This is a genomic window from Stappia sp. G46H5W, assembly GCF_058448995.1.
The window spans coordinates 471,336-488,353 of sequence record NZ_JBZFLL010000001.1 but is presented as its reverse complement, the minus strand read 5'-3'; the positions used below and the strand labels follow the sequence as shown (position 1 = coordinate 488,353).

At 71.5% G+C, this 17,018-nt stretch carries 23 protein-coding genes; 22 read left to right on the top strand and 1 reads right to left on the bottom strand.

Annotated features, from left to right (window positions below; translation table 11 throughout):
- The first annotated feature begins 3 nt into the window (after positions 1-3).
- The 12 genes from ACVJ6E_RS01980 to ACVJ6E_RS01925 all read left to right on the top strand — a co-directional run bounded on the left by ACVJ6E_RS01980 (position 4) and on the right by ACVJ6E_RS01925 (position 6,865).
- Complete coding sequence (locus ACVJ6E_RS01980; RefSeq protein ID WP_120269120.1) at positions 4-1,209, top strand: phage portal protein; 1,206 nt, start codon at positions 4-6, stop codon at positions 1,207-1,209.
- Positions 1,206-1,394: a hypothetical protein gene (locus ACVJ6E_RS01975; RefSeq protein ID WP_199270398.1), complete on the top strand. Its 189-nt coding sequence runs from the start codon at positions 1,206-1,208 to the stop codon at positions 1,392-1,394. Before ACVJ6E_RS01980 ends, ACVJ6E_RS01975 begins: the two co-directional genes overlap by 4 nt.
- A 254-nt stretch (positions 1,395-1,648) precedes the next feature.
- Positions 1,649-1,831 (top strand): hypothetical protein, encoded by a 183-nt coding sequence (locus ACVJ6E_RS01970; RefSeq protein ID WP_120269121.1) that lies wholly within the window; start codon positions 1,649-1,651, stop codon positions 1,829-1,831.
- Positions 1,828-2,406, top strand: a complete 579-nt coding sequence (locus ACVJ6E_RS01965) for an HK97 family phage prohead protease (protein ID WP_491676389.1) — start codon at positions 1,828-1,830, stop codon at positions 2,404-2,406. Before ACVJ6E_RS01970 ends, ACVJ6E_RS01965 begins: the two co-directional genes overlap by 4 nt.
- A 74-nt stretch (positions 2,407-2,480) precedes the next feature.
- Positions 2,481-3,815, top strand: a complete 1,335-nt coding sequence (locus tag ACVJ6E_RS01960) for a phage major capsid protein (protein ID WP_120269122.1) — start codon at positions 2,481-2,483, stop codon at positions 3,813-3,815.
- Positions 3,816-3,889: 74 nt separating this feature from the next.
- Complete coding sequence (locus ACVJ6E_RS01955; RefSeq protein WP_120269123.1) at positions 3,890-4,459, top strand: head-tail connector protein; 570 nt, start codon at positions 3,890-3,892, stop codon at positions 4,457-4,459.
- Complete coding sequence (locus tag ACVJ6E_RS01950) at positions 4,456-4,788, top strand: phage head completion protein (RefSeq protein WP_147421872.1); 333 nt, start codon at positions 4,456-4,458, stop codon at positions 4,786-4,788. Before ACVJ6E_RS01955 ends, ACVJ6E_RS01950 begins: the two co-directional genes overlap by 4 nt.
- Positions 4,785-5,195, top strand: coding sequence for a DUF3168 domain-containing protein (locus tag ACVJ6E_RS01945; RefSeq protein WP_120269125.1), 411 nt, complete (start codon positions 4,785-4,787; stop codon positions 5,193-5,195). The genes ACVJ6E_RS01950 and ACVJ6E_RS01945 overlap by 4 nt, the downstream gene beginning before the upstream one ends.
- Positions 5,196-5,231: 36 nt before the next feature.
- Positions 5,232-5,645 carry a phage major tail protein, TP901-1 family gene (locus ACVJ6E_RS01940; RefSeq protein ID WP_120269126.1) on the top strand — a complete coding sequence of 138 codons (414 nt, stop codon included), beginning with the start codon at positions 5,232-5,234 and terminating at the stop codon, positions 5,643-5,645.
- A gap of 2 nt (positions 5,646-5,647) precedes the next feature.
- Positions 5,648-6,016 carry a gene transfer agent family protein gene (locus ACVJ6E_RS01935; RefSeq protein ID WP_120269127.1) on the top strand — a complete coding sequence of 123 codons (369 nt, stop codon included), beginning with the start codon at positions 5,648-5,650 and terminating at the stop codon, positions 6,014-6,016.
- The gene (locus ACVJ6E_RS01930; protein ID WP_491676388.1) at positions 6,013-6,297 is read left to right on the top strand and encodes a rcc01693 family protein; all 285 of its coding nucleotides are present in this window, start codon (positions 6,013-6,015) and stop codon (positions 6,295-6,297) included. Before ACVJ6E_RS01935 ends, ACVJ6E_RS01930 begins: the two co-directional genes overlap by 4 nt.
- The gene (locus tag ACVJ6E_RS01925) at positions 6,287-6,865 is read left to right on the top strand and encodes a phage tail tape measure protein (protein WP_067221951.1); all 579 of its coding nucleotides are present in this window, start codon (positions 6,287-6,289) and stop codon (positions 6,863-6,865) included. The genes ACVJ6E_RS01930 and ACVJ6E_RS01925 overlap by 11 nt, the downstream gene beginning before the upstream one ends.
- 38 nt (positions 6,866-6,903) lie before the next feature.
- Here the strand turns inward: ACVJ6E_RS01925 and ACVJ6E_RS01920 are convergent, their stop codons facing one another.
- Positions 6,904-7,143, bottom strand: a complete 240-nt coding sequence (locus tag ACVJ6E_RS01920; protein ID WP_120269129.1) for an HP1242/YdcH family protein — start codon at positions 7,141-7,143, stop codon at positions 6,904-6,906.
- 114 nt (positions 7,144-7,257) lie between these two features.
- On the opposite strand from ACVJ6E_RS01920, the gene ACVJ6E_RS01915 reads away from it, so the two are divergent.
- The 10 genes from ACVJ6E_RS01915 to ACVJ6E_RS01870 all read left to right on the top strand — a co-directional run bounded on the left by ACVJ6E_RS01915 (position 7,258) and on the right by ACVJ6E_RS01870 (position 17,014).
- A complete protein-coding gene (locus tag ACVJ6E_RS01915; protein WP_120269130.1) occupies positions 7,258-7,914 on the top strand; it encodes a DUF2460 domain-containing protein in 657 nt (218 codons plus the stop codon).
- The gene (locus tag ACVJ6E_RS01910; RefSeq protein WP_120269131.1) at positions 7,911-8,789 is read left to right on the top strand and encodes a phage/gene transfer agent baseplate hub protein; all 879 of its coding nucleotides are present in this window, start codon (positions 7,911-7,913) and stop codon (positions 8,787-8,789) included. The genes ACVJ6E_RS01915 and ACVJ6E_RS01910 overlap by 4 nt, the downstream gene beginning before the upstream one ends.
- Positions 8,790-8,827: 38 nt before the next feature.
- The gene (locus ACVJ6E_RS01905) at positions 8,828-9,274 is read left to right on the top strand and encodes an NlpC/P60 family protein (RefSeq protein WP_120269132.1); all 447 of its coding nucleotides are present in this window, start codon (positions 8,828-8,830) and stop codon (positions 9,272-9,274) included.
- Positions 9,274-13,182 carry a baseplate multidomain protein megatron gene (locus tag ACVJ6E_RS01900; protein WP_120269133.1) on the top strand — a complete coding sequence of 1,303 codons (3,909 nt, stop codon included), beginning with the start codon at positions 9,274-9,276 and terminating at the stop codon, positions 13,180-13,182. The genes ACVJ6E_RS01905 and ACVJ6E_RS01900 overlap by 1 nt, the downstream gene beginning before the upstream one ends.
- Positions 13,183-13,207: 25 nt before the next feature.
- A complete protein-coding gene (locus tag ACVJ6E_RS01895) occupies positions 13,208-13,813 on the top strand; it encodes a lysozyme (RefSeq protein ID WP_120269134.1) in 606 nt (201 codons plus the stop codon).
- A 37-nt stretch (positions 13,814-13,850) separates the two neighbouring features.
- Positions 13,851-14,093, top strand: a complete 243-nt coding sequence (locus ACVJ6E_RS01890; RefSeq protein ID WP_120269135.1) for a hypothetical protein — start codon at positions 13,851-13,853, stop codon at positions 14,091-14,093.
- Positions 14,090-14,497, top strand: a complete 408-nt coding sequence (locus ACVJ6E_RS01885; RefSeq protein ID WP_120269136.1) for a hypothetical protein — start codon at positions 14,090-14,092, stop codon at positions 14,495-14,497. The genes ACVJ6E_RS01890 and ACVJ6E_RS01885 overlap by 4 nt, the downstream gene beginning before the upstream one ends.
- 72 nt (positions 14,498-14,569) lie before the next feature.
- Positions 14,570-14,875 carry a PepSY domain-containing protein gene (locus ACVJ6E_RS01880; RefSeq protein WP_208996704.1) on the top strand — a complete coding sequence of 102 codons (306 nt, stop codon included), beginning with the start codon at positions 14,570-14,572 and terminating at the stop codon, positions 14,873-14,875.
- A 41-nt stretch (positions 14,876-14,916) separates the two neighbouring features.
- Positions 14,917-15,582, top strand: a complete 666-nt coding sequence (locus ACVJ6E_RS01875; RefSeq protein ID WP_120269137.1) for a response regulator transcription factor — start codon at positions 14,917-14,919, stop codon at positions 15,580-15,582.
- Complete coding sequence (locus ACVJ6E_RS01870) at positions 15,575-17,014, top strand: ATP-binding protein (protein ID WP_120269138.1); 1,440 nt, start codon at positions 15,575-15,577, stop codon at positions 17,012-17,014. The genes ACVJ6E_RS01875 and ACVJ6E_RS01870 overlap by 8 nt, the downstream gene beginning before the upstream one ends.
- Positions 17,015-17,018: the final 4 nt, after the last annotated feature.

Here is a 17,018-nt window from a genome sequence, read left to right as displayed (position 1 = left end):
ATCATGGGGTTGCGCGACCTTCTTGACTCTTTTCGTCGCCCGTCAGCCGAGGCCAAGGCCTCGCGCGCCGGCCCGCTGCTGGCGCTTTCGGGAAGCGGGCGGGCGGTGTGGACGCCGCGCGATTATGCGGCGCTCGCCCGCGAGGGATATGCGCGAAACCCGGTGGTGCACCGAGCCGTGCGCATGGTGGCGGAGGCGGCGGCCAGCGTGCCGCTGGTGCTCTACGAGGGCGCGCGCGAACTCGACACGCATCCGCTGCTGGAGCTGCTGGCGCGCCCCTCGCCGGGCCAGTCGGGACAGGGGCTGCTGGAGGAGGTTCACGGCTACCTGCAGGTCGCCGGCAATGCCTATCTGGAGCGGGTCGACATCGACGGCAACCCTCGCGAACTCCATGCGCTGCGGCCCGACCGGGTGCGCGTGGTGCCGGGGCGCGACGGCTGGCCGGAGGCGTTCGACTACACGGTCGCCGGGCGCACGGTGCGCTTTCCCGCAGACCCGCGCGACGGCCATCCGTCGGTGCTGCATCTGAAGGTGTTCCACCCGCTCAACGACCATTATGGCTTTGCCCCGCTGGAGGCGGCGCAGGTGAGCCTCGACCTGCACAACGCGGCCGGGGCCTGGAACAAGGCGCTGCTCGACAATGCGGCGCGCCCCTCCGGCGCGCTGGTCTATGGCGGGGCGGATGCGGCCAACCTGACCGACGAGCAGTTCGACCGGTTGAAGGGTGAGCTGGAGGCCGGCTACCAGGGACCGGCCAATGCGGGGCGGCCCCTGCTGCTGGAAGGCGGGCTCGACTGGAAGCCGATGGGCTTCACCCCGCGCGACATGGATTTCATCGAGGCGAAGAACCAGGCGGCGCGCGAGATCGCGCTCGCCTTCGGCGTGCCGCCGATGCTGCTGGCGATCCCCGGCGACAACACCTTTGCCAACTACCAGGAGGCCAACCGCGCCTTCTGGCGCCAGACCGTGCTGCCGCTGGCCGCGCGCGTCGGCGAGGCGTTGGCGCGGTGGCTGTCCCCCCGCGAGGGGGCGGACCTGCGGCTGGTACCCGATGCCGATGCCATCGAGGCGCTGTCGGCGGAGCGCGCCGCCCTGTGGGAGCGGGTCGAGCGGGCCTCGTTCCTGACGCGAGCCGAGAAGCGGCAGGCGGTCGGCTACGGCGCGGAAGAGGGCGGCTCCGTGGCTTCGGGGGCGGGCGAGGGCGCATGATGGAGCCGGCGCTGCGCGAGGTGGCGGCTCGCGGGGACCTTGCCCATCTGGTGCTGCTGCTGTGGGCGGGCTCCTCGTCGAGCCTGCTGGTTTGGAGCTTGCGCGAGATGGTGCGCTCCAACCGCCGCTTCGACGATTTCGTCGAGGCCATCGCCCGGCTCAACCGGATGATCGGCGACGAGTAGGGGGGCTTACTGCCTCTCTGTTCGTCATCCCGGCCGCAGGCGCAGCCGGAGAGCCGGGATCGGAGAGGCACGGCGGTTGCGGCCTCTTTCGTGAGCGCTCCTCATACGCCCTCGGCTCCCCGGTCCCGGCTCGGCGCTGAGCGCCGTCCGGGAAGACGACCGTTGGGGCGGAGCCGGGATGATGATCGCGGGGCGGGAGCGCGAGGGGCACCCGGCCATTCGCATTTCGAATTCACCAAAGGGAGATCCAGATCATGACGCACCGTGTTGGGGCGAGCGCGGGCGTGCGCGTGCCCGGTTCTCAGATGTCCGCATCGGAGGCGATCCGCTGCGCGCCGCATGTGAAGCGGGCGCACCGGGCCGTGTTCGCCCGCTTCGTGCTGGTGCTGCGTGCCGCCGTCGAAAGAAGCGCGGTGAGCGCCGGGGCCCGCGCATGAGCCGGGCGCAGACGGAAAGCCCGGCAAAGCGGGACGGTGCCGCGCTGGCGATGCGGGCACTGGCGGCAGGGCGCTTCGGCCGCGATGGCGGCGGGGCGGAGCCGAAGGGCGGTCGGGCTCTCGTCCGGCCGACGCGGATCTCCGGCTATGCCAGCGTCTTCGGCGCGCCGGACGATGCGCTCGACATGGTGATGCGCGGCGCGTTCCGCCGCAGCCTCGCCGAACGCGGCGCGCACGGCATCCGCTTCCTGTGGCAGCACGATCCGGCACGGCCCATCGGCGTGTGGGACAGCGCCAGGGAAGACGCCCACGGGCTCTATCTCAGCGGCCGGCTGGTGACCGACGCGCGCACGGGCCGCGATGCCGCCGCGCTGGTTGCGGCCGGTGCGCTGGACGGGCTCTCCATCGGCTTTCGCACCCGCTCCGCCCGCCGCGATCCGCAGAGCGGGCTGCGGCGGATCTTCGACATCGACCTGTGGGAGGTGTCGCTCGTGACCTTCCCGCTGCACCCGATGGCCCGGCTCGACGCCGGGTCGAACGCCACGGGACGCGCGCCGGGCGCGCTCGACTCGTGAGGCGGCCGCAGGGCCGTCCGACCGGCGCTGGCAGCGCCGGGCCTCTCAACCAGGGCAATGGAGTTTCGCAGATCATGACCAGCAGCAATCCCCGTCCGGCCGAGCAGCCGGCGCTGACGCGCCACGCCCCTGAAACCAAGGGGGTGGAAACCAAGGCGGTGACCGGACGTGGTGCCGCGCCTGCCCCAGGCACCGGACTGGAGCGCGAGCTCGACGAGATGCGCGCCGCCTTCACCGCGTTTCGCGAGGTGAACGACGAGCGCCTGTCGGAGATCGAGCAGCGCGGCAGCACCGACGTGCTGACCGGCGAGAAGCTCGCCCGCATCGAGGCGGAGATCGACCGTCAGCAACAGCGCCTCGACGCGCTGGCTCTGAAGGCGGCGCGCCCGCCGCGCGAGGGCGAAGCGACCGGCACCCGGACCCGCGAGAGCGCGGCGGCCGGCGAGCACCGGGCGGGCTTTCTCGCCTATATGCGCAAGGGTCAGGAGGAGGGCCTGCGCTCCCTCGAGCAGAAGGCGCTGTCGACCGGCTCCGACCCGGACGGCGGTTATCTGGTGCCGGAGGAGACCGAGGCCGGCATCCTGCGCCGGATGACGTCGGTCTCGCCGATCCGCGCCATCGCCGGCTCGCGCCAGGTTTCGTCCAGCGTCTTCAAGAAGCCGTTCTCGATCTCCGGCCCGCAGTCGGGCTGGGTGGCGGAAACGGCGGCGCGGCCCGAGACCGGCTCGCCGACGCTGGCCGAACTCGCCTTCCCGACGATGGAGCTCTACGCCATGCCGGCGGCGACCGCCTCGCTGCTCGACGATGCGGCGGTCGATATCGACGCCTGGATCGCCGAGGAGGTGGAGCAGGCCTTTGCCGAGCAGGAGGGCGCGGCTTTTGTGGCCGGCAACGGCGTCAACCGGCCGCGCGGCTTCCTCGACTATCCGCAGGTGGCAGAAAACGCCTGGAGCTGGGGCAATGTCGGCACGCTGTCGACCGGTGTCGATGCGGCCTTTCCGGCGAGCGAGCCGGGCGATGTGCTGATCGACCTCGTCTATGCGCTGAAGGCCGGCTACCGCCAGAACGCCCGCTTCGTGATGAACCGGCGCACGCAGGGCGTGCTGCGCAAGATGAAGGACGGCGACGGCAACTACCTGTGGCAGCCGCCGGCGAGCCTCGGCGCTCCGGCAACGCTGATGAGCTTCCCGGTCACCGAGGCCGAGGACATGCCGGACATCGCCGCCGGTGCGCCGGCCATCGCCTTCGGCGACTTCCGCCGGGGCTATCTGGTGGTCGACCGGGCCGGGGTGCGCATCCTGCGCGATCCCTATTCGGCCAAGCCCTACGTGCTGTTCTACACGACCAAGCGCGTGGGCGGCGGCATGCAGGACTTCGACGCGATCAAGCTGCTGGTCTTCGCCGCGTAACGGCGGCGGGGAACGCGCCGGGCGGGGACAGCTTCCCGCCCGGCGATGCGGAACGGACAGCGGATGGGGATGCGATGACCGCGATCGTGACGACGCCGCCGGCAGTGGAGCCGGTGACGCTGGAGGAGGCGCGCGCCCAGCTGCGCGTGACAACCAGTGAGGAAGACGCGCTGCTCGGCCGGCTGATCGCCGCCGCGCGCGGGCAGATCGAGCTGGCAACGCGCCGGGCGCTGATCACGCAGGGCTGGCGGCTCTATCTGGACGCCTGGCCGCCCGGCCGGGTGGTGCGGCTGCCGGTCGCCCCGGTCGCCTCGGTCGAGGCGGTCACCGTCTATGACGGCGACGGGCTGCCGGTGGCGCTGGATCCGGGCGACTACCGCCTGGAGGCGGCAACCAGCCCGCCGCGGCTGAAGGTCAAGACGAGCGCACCGGCCGGGATCGCCGGCTTCAACGGCATAGAAATCGACTTCACCGCCGGATACGGGGCGGAGACGGGCGCCGTGCCGGGGCCGCTGCGACAGGCAGTGCTGCTGCTGGTCGCCCACTGGTTCGAGCACCGCGAGCCGGGGCTGGATCCGGCCGCGCTCGGCCTGCCGCCGGCGGTCGCAAGCCTTGCCGGCAGCTACCGGATGCTGCGGCTGTGAGGGGATTACGTGGAGCGGGCCCGCTCGACCGCGCGATGCGGCTGGAGCGGCCCGAGCGGATCGAGGCGGCGGACGGCGAGGCGCAGACGATCTTCACCGACACCGGCCTCGTCTTCGTGGAACTGGCGCCGGCCAGCCTTGCCGAGCGGCAGGCGGGCGGACGGCACGACGGCATCGCCACCCATGTGGCGCGGCTGCGCACCGGCACGGGCATTTCCGGCGGCTGGCGGCTGAGCGAAGGCACGCGGCGCTTCCGCGTGCTCGCCGTCGACGACACGGCAAGGCGGAGCGGGTTTGTCGCCTGCCTTGTCGAGGAGGAGGGACGATGAGCGCGCAAGCGGCCCTGCGGGCGGCGCTGGTGAAGGCCTTGCGCGCCGATGCCGATCTGACCGCGCTGGCCGGCGGCGAGCGGGTGCATGACGGGACACCGCGCGGGGTAGCGCACCCTTTCATCGAGCTCGGCCCTATCGTCTCGCGGCCGCTGCTTTCCAGCGCGGAGGAAGGCGAGGAGCACGAGGCGGAGATCCTGGTGCATTCGCGCAAAGACGCGCGCGGCGAGGTCGCCGCGCTGATGGCGGCGGCCCGCGAGGCGGTGCTCGCGGGGGCCGGCGGATTTCTCGACGGGCATGTGCTGGTCAATGCCGGGACGCTGGACGAGCGCAGCGAGCGGCTCGCCGACGGACGGACCTGGCGCGGCCGGCTGCGGCTGCGGCTGGTGAGCGAGCCGGCGGACTAGAACGCGGATCAGGGCGATACAGGAACGGAGGCGGAGATGGCCGCACAGGCAGGCAGGAACCTTTTGCTGAAATGCGATGCGACCGGAAGCGGGAGCTTCGTCACCATGGCCGGGCTGAAGGCGCGGCGCATCGCGCTCAATGCCGGCAGCGTCGACGTCACCGACGCGGACAGTTTCGGACGCTGGCGCGAGCTGCTGTCGGGCGCCGGCACCCGCTCGGCCAGCATCTCGGGCGGCGGCATCTTCCGCGACAAGGCGGCGGACGGGACGGTGCGGGCGATGTTCTTCGACGGGACGATCCGTACCTGGCAGGTGGTGGTGCCGGATTTCGGCACGATCAGCGGGCCGTTCCAGGTGAGCGCGCTCGACTATGCCGGCACTCATGACGGCGAGGTGACCTATGAGCTGGCGCTGGAATCGGCCGGCGAAATCAGCTTCACGGCAGCCTGACCATGGCGGAGGGCAAGGGACTGGCGGCGAACCGCCACCGCGGCGAGGTGGCGGCGCGGCTCGGCGGCCGCAATCGCCGGCTGGTGCTGACGCTGGGCGCGCTGGCCGAACTGGAAGCGGTTTACGGGGCTGAGGATATGGCGACGCTGACCGAGCGCTTCGCCGAGGCGCGGCTGTCGGCGCGCGACGTGATCCGCATCCTCGGGGCAGGCCTGCGCGGCGCCGGCGAGGAGATTCGCGACGAGGAGGTGGCGCGGCTGGACCATGCCGATGGCGTGGCCGGGCTCGCGCTGCTGTCGGCGGAGCTGCTGCGCGCGACCTTTGCCGGCAGCGCCGATGCGGCCGGAGGCGAGACGCCGCCGGACCCTTGAGCGCCGCGTCCGCAGGGCGGCAGGCGGGCGCGGGCGAACGACGGCCCTTTCCCTGGAACGAGGCGATGGGCCTGTGCATGGGCCGGCTCGGCTGGCCGCCGGAAAGCTTCTGGCGGGCAACGCCGCGCGAGCTGGCGGCGGTGCTGGCCGGTCTCAAGGGCGGCAGGACACGCGATCTGCGCCCGCTGGCGCGTGCCGGGCTGGAGGCGCTGATGCAGCGCTTCCCCGATGCGGCGGCGGGCAAGGACACGGAACGGCAGGAGGGCGGCGATGAGCGCTGAGGGACTGGAGCTGGACGAGGCGGAGCGGCTGCGTGCCGCCATGGAGGATGTGCGCAGCGCCTCGCGCGACGCGGCCGGCGTGCTGTCGCGCGGGCTGCGCCAGGCGCTGGTCGACGGCCGCTCGCTGGAGCAGGTGCTGCGGTCGGCGGCGCTGTCGTTGTCGAACCGGGCCTTGAGCGCGGCGCTGGCGCCGGTGGAGCAGGGGATCTCCAGCGGGATCTCCGGCCTTGCCGGGCAACTGTTTTCGGGGCTGGCGTCGGGATTTTCGGGCGGGGGCATCCTGCCTTTCGCCAAGGGCGGCGTCGTTGCCGCGCCCGGCTATTTCCCGCTGCCGGGAGGCGGTGCGGATGCGCTGGGGCTGATGGGCGAGGCGGGTGCGGAGGCGGTGCTGCCGCTGTCGCGCGATGCCAGCGGCCGGCTGGGCGTTGCCGCAGGCGGCGGCGGACAGGCCACGCCGCAGATCGTCTTCAATGTGGAGGCGAGGGATGCGGAGAGCTTCGCACGTTCGGAAGCGCAGATCGCAACAATGGTTGCCCGCGCCGTCGGACGGGGACGGCGCGGGCTTTGACGTCGGGCCTGAAGAGGAGGGGCTCAGACACCGGCGTTTCAGTTGGCGGCGAGCATCGCCGCGATTTCGTCCTTCAGGCGAAGGCGCTGCTTCTTAAGCTCTTCCAGGGCCTCGTCGGAGGCCGGGGTCACATCGGTCTCGACCCTGTGAATCTCCCGGTTGACGTCGTGGTAGCTGTCGGCGAGCCGCGCGAAATGGCCGTTGGAAACCTTCAGCTCGTGCAAGACAGCGACCTTGTCCGGGAATTCCTCGTGCAACTCGTGGGGAACATGACTCATGTCCGGTAGACCTCCTGTGACGCGAAGAGACTGCACCGCCGTGGCGGAGCGAACCTTGAGCAAGATCAAACTCGGGGCATTTATTTCAAAAATTCGCAACAGGGAGCCGGTGCGATGACGCCCGGCTTCATCGAGGAACGCTTTCCGCTCGGCGTCGCCTTCGGCGCCAGCGGCGGGCCGCAATGGCGCACGGAAGTGGTGACGCTGGCCTCCGGCGCCGAGATGCGCAACGCGCGCTGGGCCGGGTCGAGACGGCGCTACGATGCCGGTAGCGGCGTGCGCTCGCTCGCCGACCTGCAGGAAGTGGCCGGCTTCTTCGAGCGGATGCGTGGCCGGCTGATCGGCTTCCGCTTCCGCGATCCCTTTGACAACCTGTCGGCGGCGACCGGCAATACGGTCGGTCCGCTCGATTGCCGGCTCGGCACGGGCGACGGGGCGCGGGTAGAGTTTCCGCTCGCCAAGAGCTACGGCGCCGGCGAGGGCGCGGCGCTGCGGCGGATCGAAAAGCCGGTGGCCGGCTCCGTACGGGTCGCCGTCGGCGGCTCTGAGCTCGCCGAGGGGACGGGCTTCACCTGCGATCCGGCGACCGGGCTGGTGACGCTCAGCGAGGCGCCAGCGCCGGGCGTCACGGTGACCGCCGGCTTTCGTTTCGACGTGCCGGTGCGCTTCGACACCGACCGGCTGGAGCTGAGCCTGACCCATTTCGAGGCCGGGCGCGTGCCGACGATCCCGCTCTTGGAGATAACGCCGGGCGGGGGAGAGGCGCCATGAGGACGGTTCCTCCGGGACTGGCCGCGCGCGCGGGCGCGCAGGCAACGACGCTCGCCACCTGCTGGCGGCTGACAAGGGCCGACGGCACCGTGCTCGGCTTTACCGATCACGACAGGGTGCTCGCCTTCGAGGGGACGGAGTTCCGCCCCGAACTCGGCTTCGAGGCCAGCGCCACGGACCTCGCACCCGATTTTGCCACCGGCACCAGCGAGGCGGCCGGCATTCTCGCCTCCGACCGGATCGCCGAAGCGGATCTTGCCGCTGGATTGTGGGACGGCGGGCGCGTCGAGATCTTCCTGGTCGACTGGCAGGCGCCCGAGCACCGGATGCTGCTGCGCCGTGCCGTCATCGGCGAGGTGACACGGGCGGGAAATGCGTTTCGCGCCGAGTTGCGCGGGCTCGCCCATCTGCTCGACATCCCGCAAGGGCGGGTGTTTTCGCATCTGTGCGATGCCGATCTCGGCGACGGGCGCTGCGGTGTGGATCTGGTTGCCGGCGGCTTCCGGCTGGAGGGCACGGTGGCGGCGGGTTCGACCGCCGGGCGCATCAAGGTGGACGGCATTGCCGGGCCGCCGCGCGACTGGTTCGCCGGCGGGCGGCTGGAAGTCGGCGGGCTGGTCGGCGAGGTGGTCTCCGACCGGGTGGAGGAGGGGCTGCGGATCGTCGAGCTGATGACGCCGTTTGCCCGGCAGGTGGCTTCCGGCACGTCTGTGCGGCTGACCGCCGGCTGCGACAAGCGCTTCGCCAGCTGCCGCGAGAAATTCTCCAACGCGCTGAATTTCCAGGGCTTTCCGCACATGCCGGGCTCCGAACGGGTGCTGGCCTATCCGAGCCGCGGCGCGGCGGAGAACGACGGCGGCGCGCTGGTGCGCTGACACTTTCACGAAGACTGCGACACTACGGGAGGCACGTCATGGTGCTGCGAAGCGACATCCTTTGCGAGGCGCGGCGCTGGATCGGCACGCCCTATCGCCATCAGGGCAGCTGCCGGGGCGCGGGCTGCGATTGCCTGGGCCTGGTGCGCGGGGTGTGGCGGGCGATCCACGGCACGGAGCCGGAGGCGCCGCCCCCTTACAGCCGCGACTGGGCCGAGGCGGATGCGCGCGAGACGCTGCTCGCCGCCGCGCGCCGGCACATGGAGGAGCGCAGCCTCGCCGAGGCGCAGCCGGGCGACGTGCTGCTGTTCCGCTGGCGCGACGGGGCGCCGGTGAAGCATGCGGGCTTCCTCTCGACGGACCTCACCGGCACGGCGCCTGCGATGATCCACGCCTATGAGGGCCTGTCGGTCTCCGAAAGTCCGCTGGTGCCGGCCTGGCGGCGGCGGATCGCCGCCGTCTTCGCCTTTCCGGGAGCACGCTGATGGCAACGCTCGTTCTGGCGGCCGCCGGCCAGGCGCTGGGCGCGGCCTTTCTCGGCAGCACCGGCGCGATCCTCGGCCAGGCGGCCGGCGCGCTGGCGGGCCATGCGCTCGACCAGCGGCTGTTCGGCCAGACCCGGACCATCGAGGGGCGGAGGCTGTCGGATCTTTCCGTGCAGTCCTCGGCGGAAGGTGCGCCGCTGCCGCTGGTCTATGGCCGGGTGCGGCTGGCCGGGCAGGTGATCTGGGCGACCCGCTTCGAGGAGGAGGTGCGCGAGGAAACCACCGGCGGCAAGGGCGGCGGCAGCAGCACGCGGGTGCGCAGCTACCGCTATCACGCAAGCTTCGCCGTGGCGCTGTGCCAGGGGCCGATCTCCCACGTTGGGGCGATCTGGGCGGACGGCAAGCCGATGGAGCTGACCGGCGTGACCTGGCGGCTCTACAAGGGCGAGGCGGACCAGCCGCCGGACCCGCTGATCGCGGCGCTGCAGGAGGCGACGCCCGCCTATCGCGGCACCGCCTATGCGGTGTTCGAGCGGCTGCCGCTAGAGGAATTCGGCGACCGGCTGCCGCAGCTGACCTTCGAGGTGGTCCGCGCTGTCGAGCCGCTGGAGGAGATGGTGCGGGCGGTGACGATCATCCCCGGCGCGGGCGAGTTCGTCTACGAACCGGCGGAAGTGACCTGGACGGTGCGGCCGGGCGTCTCCGAACGCGCCAACCGTCACGTCTCCCATGCGCCGAGCAACTGGACTGCCTCCATCGACGAATTGCAGGCGCTGTGCCCGAACCTCGAACAGGTGGCGCTGGTGACCGCATGGTTCGGCGACGACCTGCGCGCCGGCCACTGCACGATCCGACCGAAGGTGGAAACGCGCGGCCGCCAGACGCGCGGCGCCACATGGCGGGTCGCGGGCCTCTCCGGTGCGGTGGCCGAGGAGGTGAGCCGGCACGAGGGGCTGCCCGCCTATGGCGGCACGCCGTCGGATGCGAGCGTCGTGCGGGCGATCCGCGACCTGAAGGCGCGCGGGCTGAAGGTGGCGCTCTATCCCTTCCTGCTGATGGACGTGCCGCCCGGCAACGCTCTCCCCGATCCTTACGGCGGGGGCGAGCAGGCTCCGCATCCCTGGCGCGGGCGCATCACCGGCGCGCTGGCGCCGGGCCTCGACGGGTCGCCGGACGGAACGGCGGCGGCGGGCGCCGAGATCGCGGCCTTTGCCGGCACGGCGCATGCGGGGCAGTTCTCGCCGTCAGGCGACGGGGTGTCGTATCTCGGCCCCAGCGAGTGGAGCTATCGCCGCTTCGTGCTGCATCAGGCCGCGCTCGCCAAGGCGGCCGGCGGGGTCGATGCCTTCCTGATCGGCTCGGAAATGCGCGGCCTGACGCGGCTTTGCGACGCGCCCGGCAGCTTCCCCTTCGTCGAGGAGCTGCGCCAGCTGGCCGGTGAGGTGCGCACGCTGCTGCCCGAAGCTGCGATCACCTATGCGGCGGACTGGAGCGAATATGGCGGCTACCAGCGCGGGAGCGGCGAGCTGCGCTTTCCGCTCGATCCGCTGTGGGCCGATCCGCAGATCGATGCGGTGGGCATCGATGCCTATTTTCCGCTCGCCGACCAGCGCGAGGACGGCGATCCGGACGGCACTGTCGACCCTTACGACATCGCCGCGCTGGCGGGCGCGGTGGCGGGCGGCGAGGATTACGACTGGTACTATGCGAGCGAGGCGGACCGGCGCGCAGGCCTCCGCTCACCTATCAGCGACGGGGCGCACGGCAAGCCGTGGGTGTACCGCGCCAAGGACCTGAAGGGCTGGTGGTCGAACCCGCATGTGGAGCAGGTCGGCGGCGTGGAGATCGGGGGGGCGACGGCCTGGGTGCCGCAGTCCAAGCCGATCTGGCTGACGGAGCTGGGCGTGCCGGCGATCAGCCGCGGCGCCAACCAGCCGAATGTCTTCTTCGACGCGAAATCCTCCGAATCCGCCTGGCCGCGCTTTTCCGACGGCGGGCGCGACGACCTGATCCAGCGCCGGGCGCTGGAGGCGGTGATCGGCCGCTGGTCGGGATGGCATCCGCAGCTCGGCCCCGGCGACAACCCGATCTCGCCGCTCTATGGCGGGCCGATGGTCGATCCTGCGCGCATCCATCTGTGGGCCTGGGACGCGCGGCCGTTTCCCGCCTTCCCGACGGCGACGGACCTGTGGGCCGACGGCAGCAACTGGCGCGCCGGTCATTGGCTGAACGGCCGGCTGGGCGGGCTGTCGCTGGCCGGGCTGGTGCGGGCGATCGCCGCCGATTTCGGCCTGCCGGACGATCTGATCCGGCTCTACGGCCTCTCCGGCACGCTGGATGGGATCGCGCTGGCAGGACCCGTGGCACTGCGCGACGTGCTGGCGCCGCTGATCGAGGCGCATGGCGCGGTTGCCGTCGACCGGGGCGAGGCGCTGGCGCTGCTGCCGGCCTGGTCGCCGGCCATCATCGAGCTGGACGCGGGCGGGATCCTGGCCGGCGATGCCGACCGCCCGGCGCTGTCGCTGCGGCGGAGCGAGACGGCGGACCTGCCGGCGGAGGTGCGGATCGCCGCGCGCGATGCGACCCGCGAGCACCGGCGCTTCGTCGTGTCCTCGCGCCGGATCGAGGGACATGGCGCGCGGGTGGAGGAACTGGATCTCGGCGCGGCGCTCGACCCGGCGCTGGCAGCGGGACTTGCCGACCGGCTGCTGATGCGGCGCTGGAACGAGCGCGAGGAAGCGCAGCTGGCGCTGCCGCCGGGGCGGCTGGAACCGGAGGCCGGCGACGTGGTGCGCCTTGCGGCCGATCCGCTGCTGGGGCGCGAGGAGGCGCTCGACATCCGCATCGACGGTGTGGAGGAGGCGGAAGGGCGCCGGCTGACCGGCAAGGTGGTGCGCCGCCCGCCGCCGAGCGCTGCCCGTGCCATCGGCGGCGAGGCGCGCCCGCGCAGCATCACCGCGACGGCCGGCGGGGTGGAGGCGGTGATCCTCGACCTGCCGCCGCTGCCCGGCGACAGCGCGGCGCAGGCTCCGCGCCTGGCCGTATTCAGCGCGCCCTGGCCGGGGGCAGTCGACGTCTATCGCTGGCGCGACGGCCTGTCGCCGATGCGCCATGCACGGGCCGAGAGCCCGGCGCTGATCGGCACGCTGGTGACCGAGTTGCCGCCGGGGCCGGTGGCGATCTGGGACCGGGGCAGCCGGCCCGTGGTGGAGATTTCCGGCGGCACCCTGTCCTCGGCGAGCGAGGAGGCGGTGCTGTCGGGGGCAAATGCGCTGGCGGTGCTGGGTGGGGCCGGCGGGCTGGAGGTGCTGCAATTCGCCGGCGCCGAACTGGTCGGCCCGCGCCGCTACCGCCTGTCGATGCTGCTGCGCGGCCAGCAGGGCACGGAAGAGGCGGCGCGCATGCCGACGTCGGCCGGCAGCCGGGTGGTGCTGATCGACGACGCGCTGCTGCCGCTGCCGCTGACCCTCGACGAGATCGGCATCGGCTTTTCCTACTCGGCGCTGCCGGCGGGACACGCACTCGACAGTCTCGCCCGCGTCGATCTCGCCCATACGGCGACCGCACGCGGGCTGATGCCTTTCGCGCCGGTGCATGGGCGCGCGAAACGGCTTACCGGCGGCGAGGTGCAATTCACCTGGATCCGCCGCACGCGTATCGGCGGTGACGGCTGGCGCGAGGGCGATGTGCCGCTCAGCGAGGAGCGCGAGGACTATCTCGCCGAACTGCTGGATGAAGCAGGTGTCGCCCGCTGGTCCGCGACGGTGGCGAGCCCCGAGGCGATGATAACGGCAGCGCAGGAAACGGCCGCCTTCGGCGGGCCGCAGGCGCTGTTCCGGCTGCGGGTCCGGCAGGTTTCGGCGAGCCTTGGGCCGGGGCTCGCGGGCCTCTTCGAGCTCTATCCCTGATTTCCCAACAGAAGGGGAAAGACCCATGAAGGTAAGCGCAAGGGGCCTGGCGTTCGTCGCCAGGCACGAAGGCTTTGTCGCGAGCGCCTATCGCGATCCGGTCGGCGTGCTGACCATCGGCTACGGCTTCACGATGGGCAGCCGCATCTTTGCACAGAGCTGGCGCAAGGCGCATGGCCGCCCGCTCGCCCCCGGCGACCGGATTTCGCGCTCCGAGGCGGACCGGTTGTTGCGCCGGCTGATCGAGGAGGAATACGGGCGCGAGGTGACCAAGGTGCTGGGCGAGTTGCCGCAGCACCGGCACGATGCGGCGTGCTCGGTCGCCTTCAACCTCGGCCCGCGCGCGCTGCAGTGGCGCTGGGCGACCGCGCTCAAGGCCGGCGATGTCAAAGGCGCGGCCGATATCCTTGCCGCCAACTACAACACTGCCGGCGGACGCAAGCTCGCCGGGCTGGTGCGCCGGCGCCAGGAAGAGGCGCGGCTGCTGCTGACCGGCGACTACGGAGACGGCGTCGCAACCCCGGTGCCGCCCGACAAGACACCCACCAAGACACCCGGGGCTCCCGGCGGTCTGCTGGCGCGCCTTGCAGACCTGGCGCGGGCCCTGTTCGCCCTGCTGCTGCGGCGCTGATCCCTTTCATCCGACACCTTGCGAGAAGGAGACCGCGATGCGCGGCTGGAGAACCCTTGCCCTCAATCTTGCGACCGGCCTTGCGGTGATCGCCGCCGAGATGGCCGGCTTTCTCGCCGGAGTCGACTGGGCGGCTGCACTCGGCCCGCGCGAGGCGCTGTGGCTGGTGGTTGCGGTCAACCTCGCCAATATCGCGCTGCGCCACCTGACGCGCGGACCGGCCGGCTGGTGCGGCCGGGAGGGCAAGTGCGACGAGCCGGACGTGGAGGGACGGCGATGAGCGGGCTGCTCGCCTTTCTCGCCGGCCCGCTGTTGAGTGCGCTGGTCTCCCTGATGGAGCGGCGCCTGTCGGCGAAGGAGCGGCAGGGGGACCTTGCCGCGGAACTGGCGGCGCAGGAGATCCGCGCCGAAATCGAGGCCCGGGCCGAGGCCCGCAAGGTGCTGATCGCCGAGCAGGGAACCCTGCTGTCGGCCGGGCGGATCGGCCGGCTGGTCTTCGTCCTGCCGCTGGGCGTGTGGTGGACGGCGGTGATTGTCGATTCGATCTTCGGTTTTTCGTGGAACGTCGCAGCGCTGCCGCCGCCGCTGGACGAATGGGCCGGCGGCATCGTGCTGTCGCTGTTCCTGGTCGACGGCGCGAAAGGCATCGCGCGCAATCTGCGGGCAAGCGGGAAGGCGGGCTGAGCGGCGTTTCCCGTGCAGTACCTGCACCTTGCGTTCATGTGCTATTCAGGCGCAGGCAGGTATGGATCGCGCATGGTCAGGCAGCTACACATTCGCAAGACGTCCCGACGCGCCGCACTGGTGCTGACGACGGTGCTTGCTCTCCTCGCTCCGGCGCTGGCGCAGGCTCAATGCCTGAGCCAGTCCCAGGCCCGTCAGGCCGTGCAGGCAGGCGAAGCGCGCCCGCTCGGCAGCATCGCCGGCCGTGCCGGCGGCGAGATCGTGCGCGCCGAACTGTGCATGCAGGGCGGGCAGCTCGTCTACATCCTGTCGGTGCTCGACGGGGGACGGGTGAAGGAGCGCGTCATCGATGCCCGCTCGGGACAGGTGCTGCGCTGAAGACGGCGCTGCGACACGACACTTAAGGAACAGGCCCGACCATGAGACTGCTCGTTGTTGAAGACGACAAGGACCTCAACCGCCAGCTGGCCGAGGCGCTGGGCGAGGCGGGCTATGTGGTCGACACCGCCTTCGACGGCGAGGAAGGCCACTTCCTCGGCGACACGGAACCCTATGACGCGGTGGTGCTGGATCTCGGCCTGCCGGTGCTCGACGGGCTGTCGGTGCTGGAGCGCTGGCGCCGCGACGGGCGCCTCATGCCGGTGCTGATCCTCACCGCCCGCGATCGCTGGTCGGACAAGGTGGCCGGCATCGACGCGGGCGCCGACGACTATGTCGCCAAACCTTTCCACATGGAGGAAGTGGTTGCGCGGCTGCGGGCGCTGCTGCGCCGGGCGGCGGGCCATGCCAGCAACGAGATCAGCGTCGGTCCCTTCCGCCTCGACATCCGCGCCGGCAAGGTGACCAAGGACGGGGCGACGATCAAGCTGACTTCGCACGAGTTCCGTCTGATCTCCTACCTGATGCATCACAAGGGGCGCGTGGTCTCCCGCACCGAGCTGATCGAGCACCTCTACGACCAGGATTTCGACCGGGATTCCAACACGATCGAGGTGTTCGTCGGGCGGCTGCGCAAGAAGCTGGACAGCGACCTGATCGAGACCGTACGCGGTCTCGGCTACCGCATCGGCGAGCCGGATGCCTGAGAACGGGCAAGGCGCCGAGGACGGTGGCGGGCAGGAGGCCGGCGAGACGGCAGCGGCAACGGTCGCCCGTCCTGCACGCCAGCGCTCCATCGCCACACGGCTCATCCTGGTGGCGTCCCTGTGGTCGCTGGTCGCGCTGCTGGTAACCGGCACCGTGCTGGTCGCGCTGTACCGGGAAGCGAGCGAGCGCGAGTTCGACGCCCGCCTCGACGTCTATCTCAAGGCGATCATCGGCGAGATGGCCGCCGGCACTCCCAGCGAACCGGCCGAGCCGGGCAATCTCGGCGACCCGCGCTTCGATCTGCCGGCCTCCGGCTGGTACTGGCTAGTGATGAACGCGGACAGCGGCGAGGTGCTGTTTTCGTCCATGTCGCTGCTCGGCGACCGCTTGCCGCTGGACGAGCCGCAGCCGGGCGTCATCCTGCGCTCGGTGATCTCCGGCCCGCAAGGGGCGGAGCTGCGCGTGCTGCAGCAGACCATCATCTTCGGCGAGGCGGCGGCCTACCGGATTGCGGTTGCCGGCGAGACGGCGGAGCTGCGCGAACGCGAATACGATTTCGCGGGCCAGGTGGCGCTGACGCTGCTGGTGCTGGGCCTTGGCCTCATCGGCGCGATCTTCCTGCAGGTGCGTGTCGGCCTGCGTCCGCTGGTGGCGCTCAGCGCCTCGCTGGCGGCGGTGCGACGGGGCGATGCCCAGACGGTGGACGAGAACCTGCCGCCGGAACTGAAGCCGGTGGCGGTGGAGCTCAACGCGCTGGTGCGGTCCAACCGCGAGGTGGTGGAGCGCGCGCGTACCCATGTCGGCAATCTCGCCCATGCGCTGAAGACGCCGCTCAGCGTCATCCTCAACGAGGTGCGCGGCCAGGACGCTCCCTTCGCCCCGAAGGTGGCGGAACAGGCGGAGGTGATGCGCTCGCAGGTGCATCACTATCTCGAGCGCGCACGCATGGCGGCGCAGCGACGGGTGATCGGCGTCTCCTGCGACGTGGAACCGGCCCTCTCGCGCCTGATCCGGGCAATGACGCGCATCCATCGCGACCGCGGCATCGAGATCTCCCTCGACATGAAGACGCGCCTGCGCTTTCGCGGCGAGGAGCAGGACCTGGAGGAGATGACCGGCAACCTCATCGACAACGCCTGCAAGTGGGCCGCCTCGCGCGTGCGCGTCAGCGTGGCGGCGGTGGGCGCAGGCGAGGGGGGCGAGCGGATCGTCATCACAATTGTGGACGACGGGCCGGGGCTGGGCGAGAGCGAAATGGCCGAGGCGCTGAAGCGCGGCCGGCGCCTCGACGAGACGGTTCCCGGTACGGGCCTCGGCCTGTCCATCGTCGTCGATCTGGCGGGGCTGTATGGCGGCGACCTGGCGCTGGCGCGCGATCGCGGGCCGGGCGGCGGCGGACTGGCGGCGCGCCTGACGCTGCCGGCGATCTGAGGAC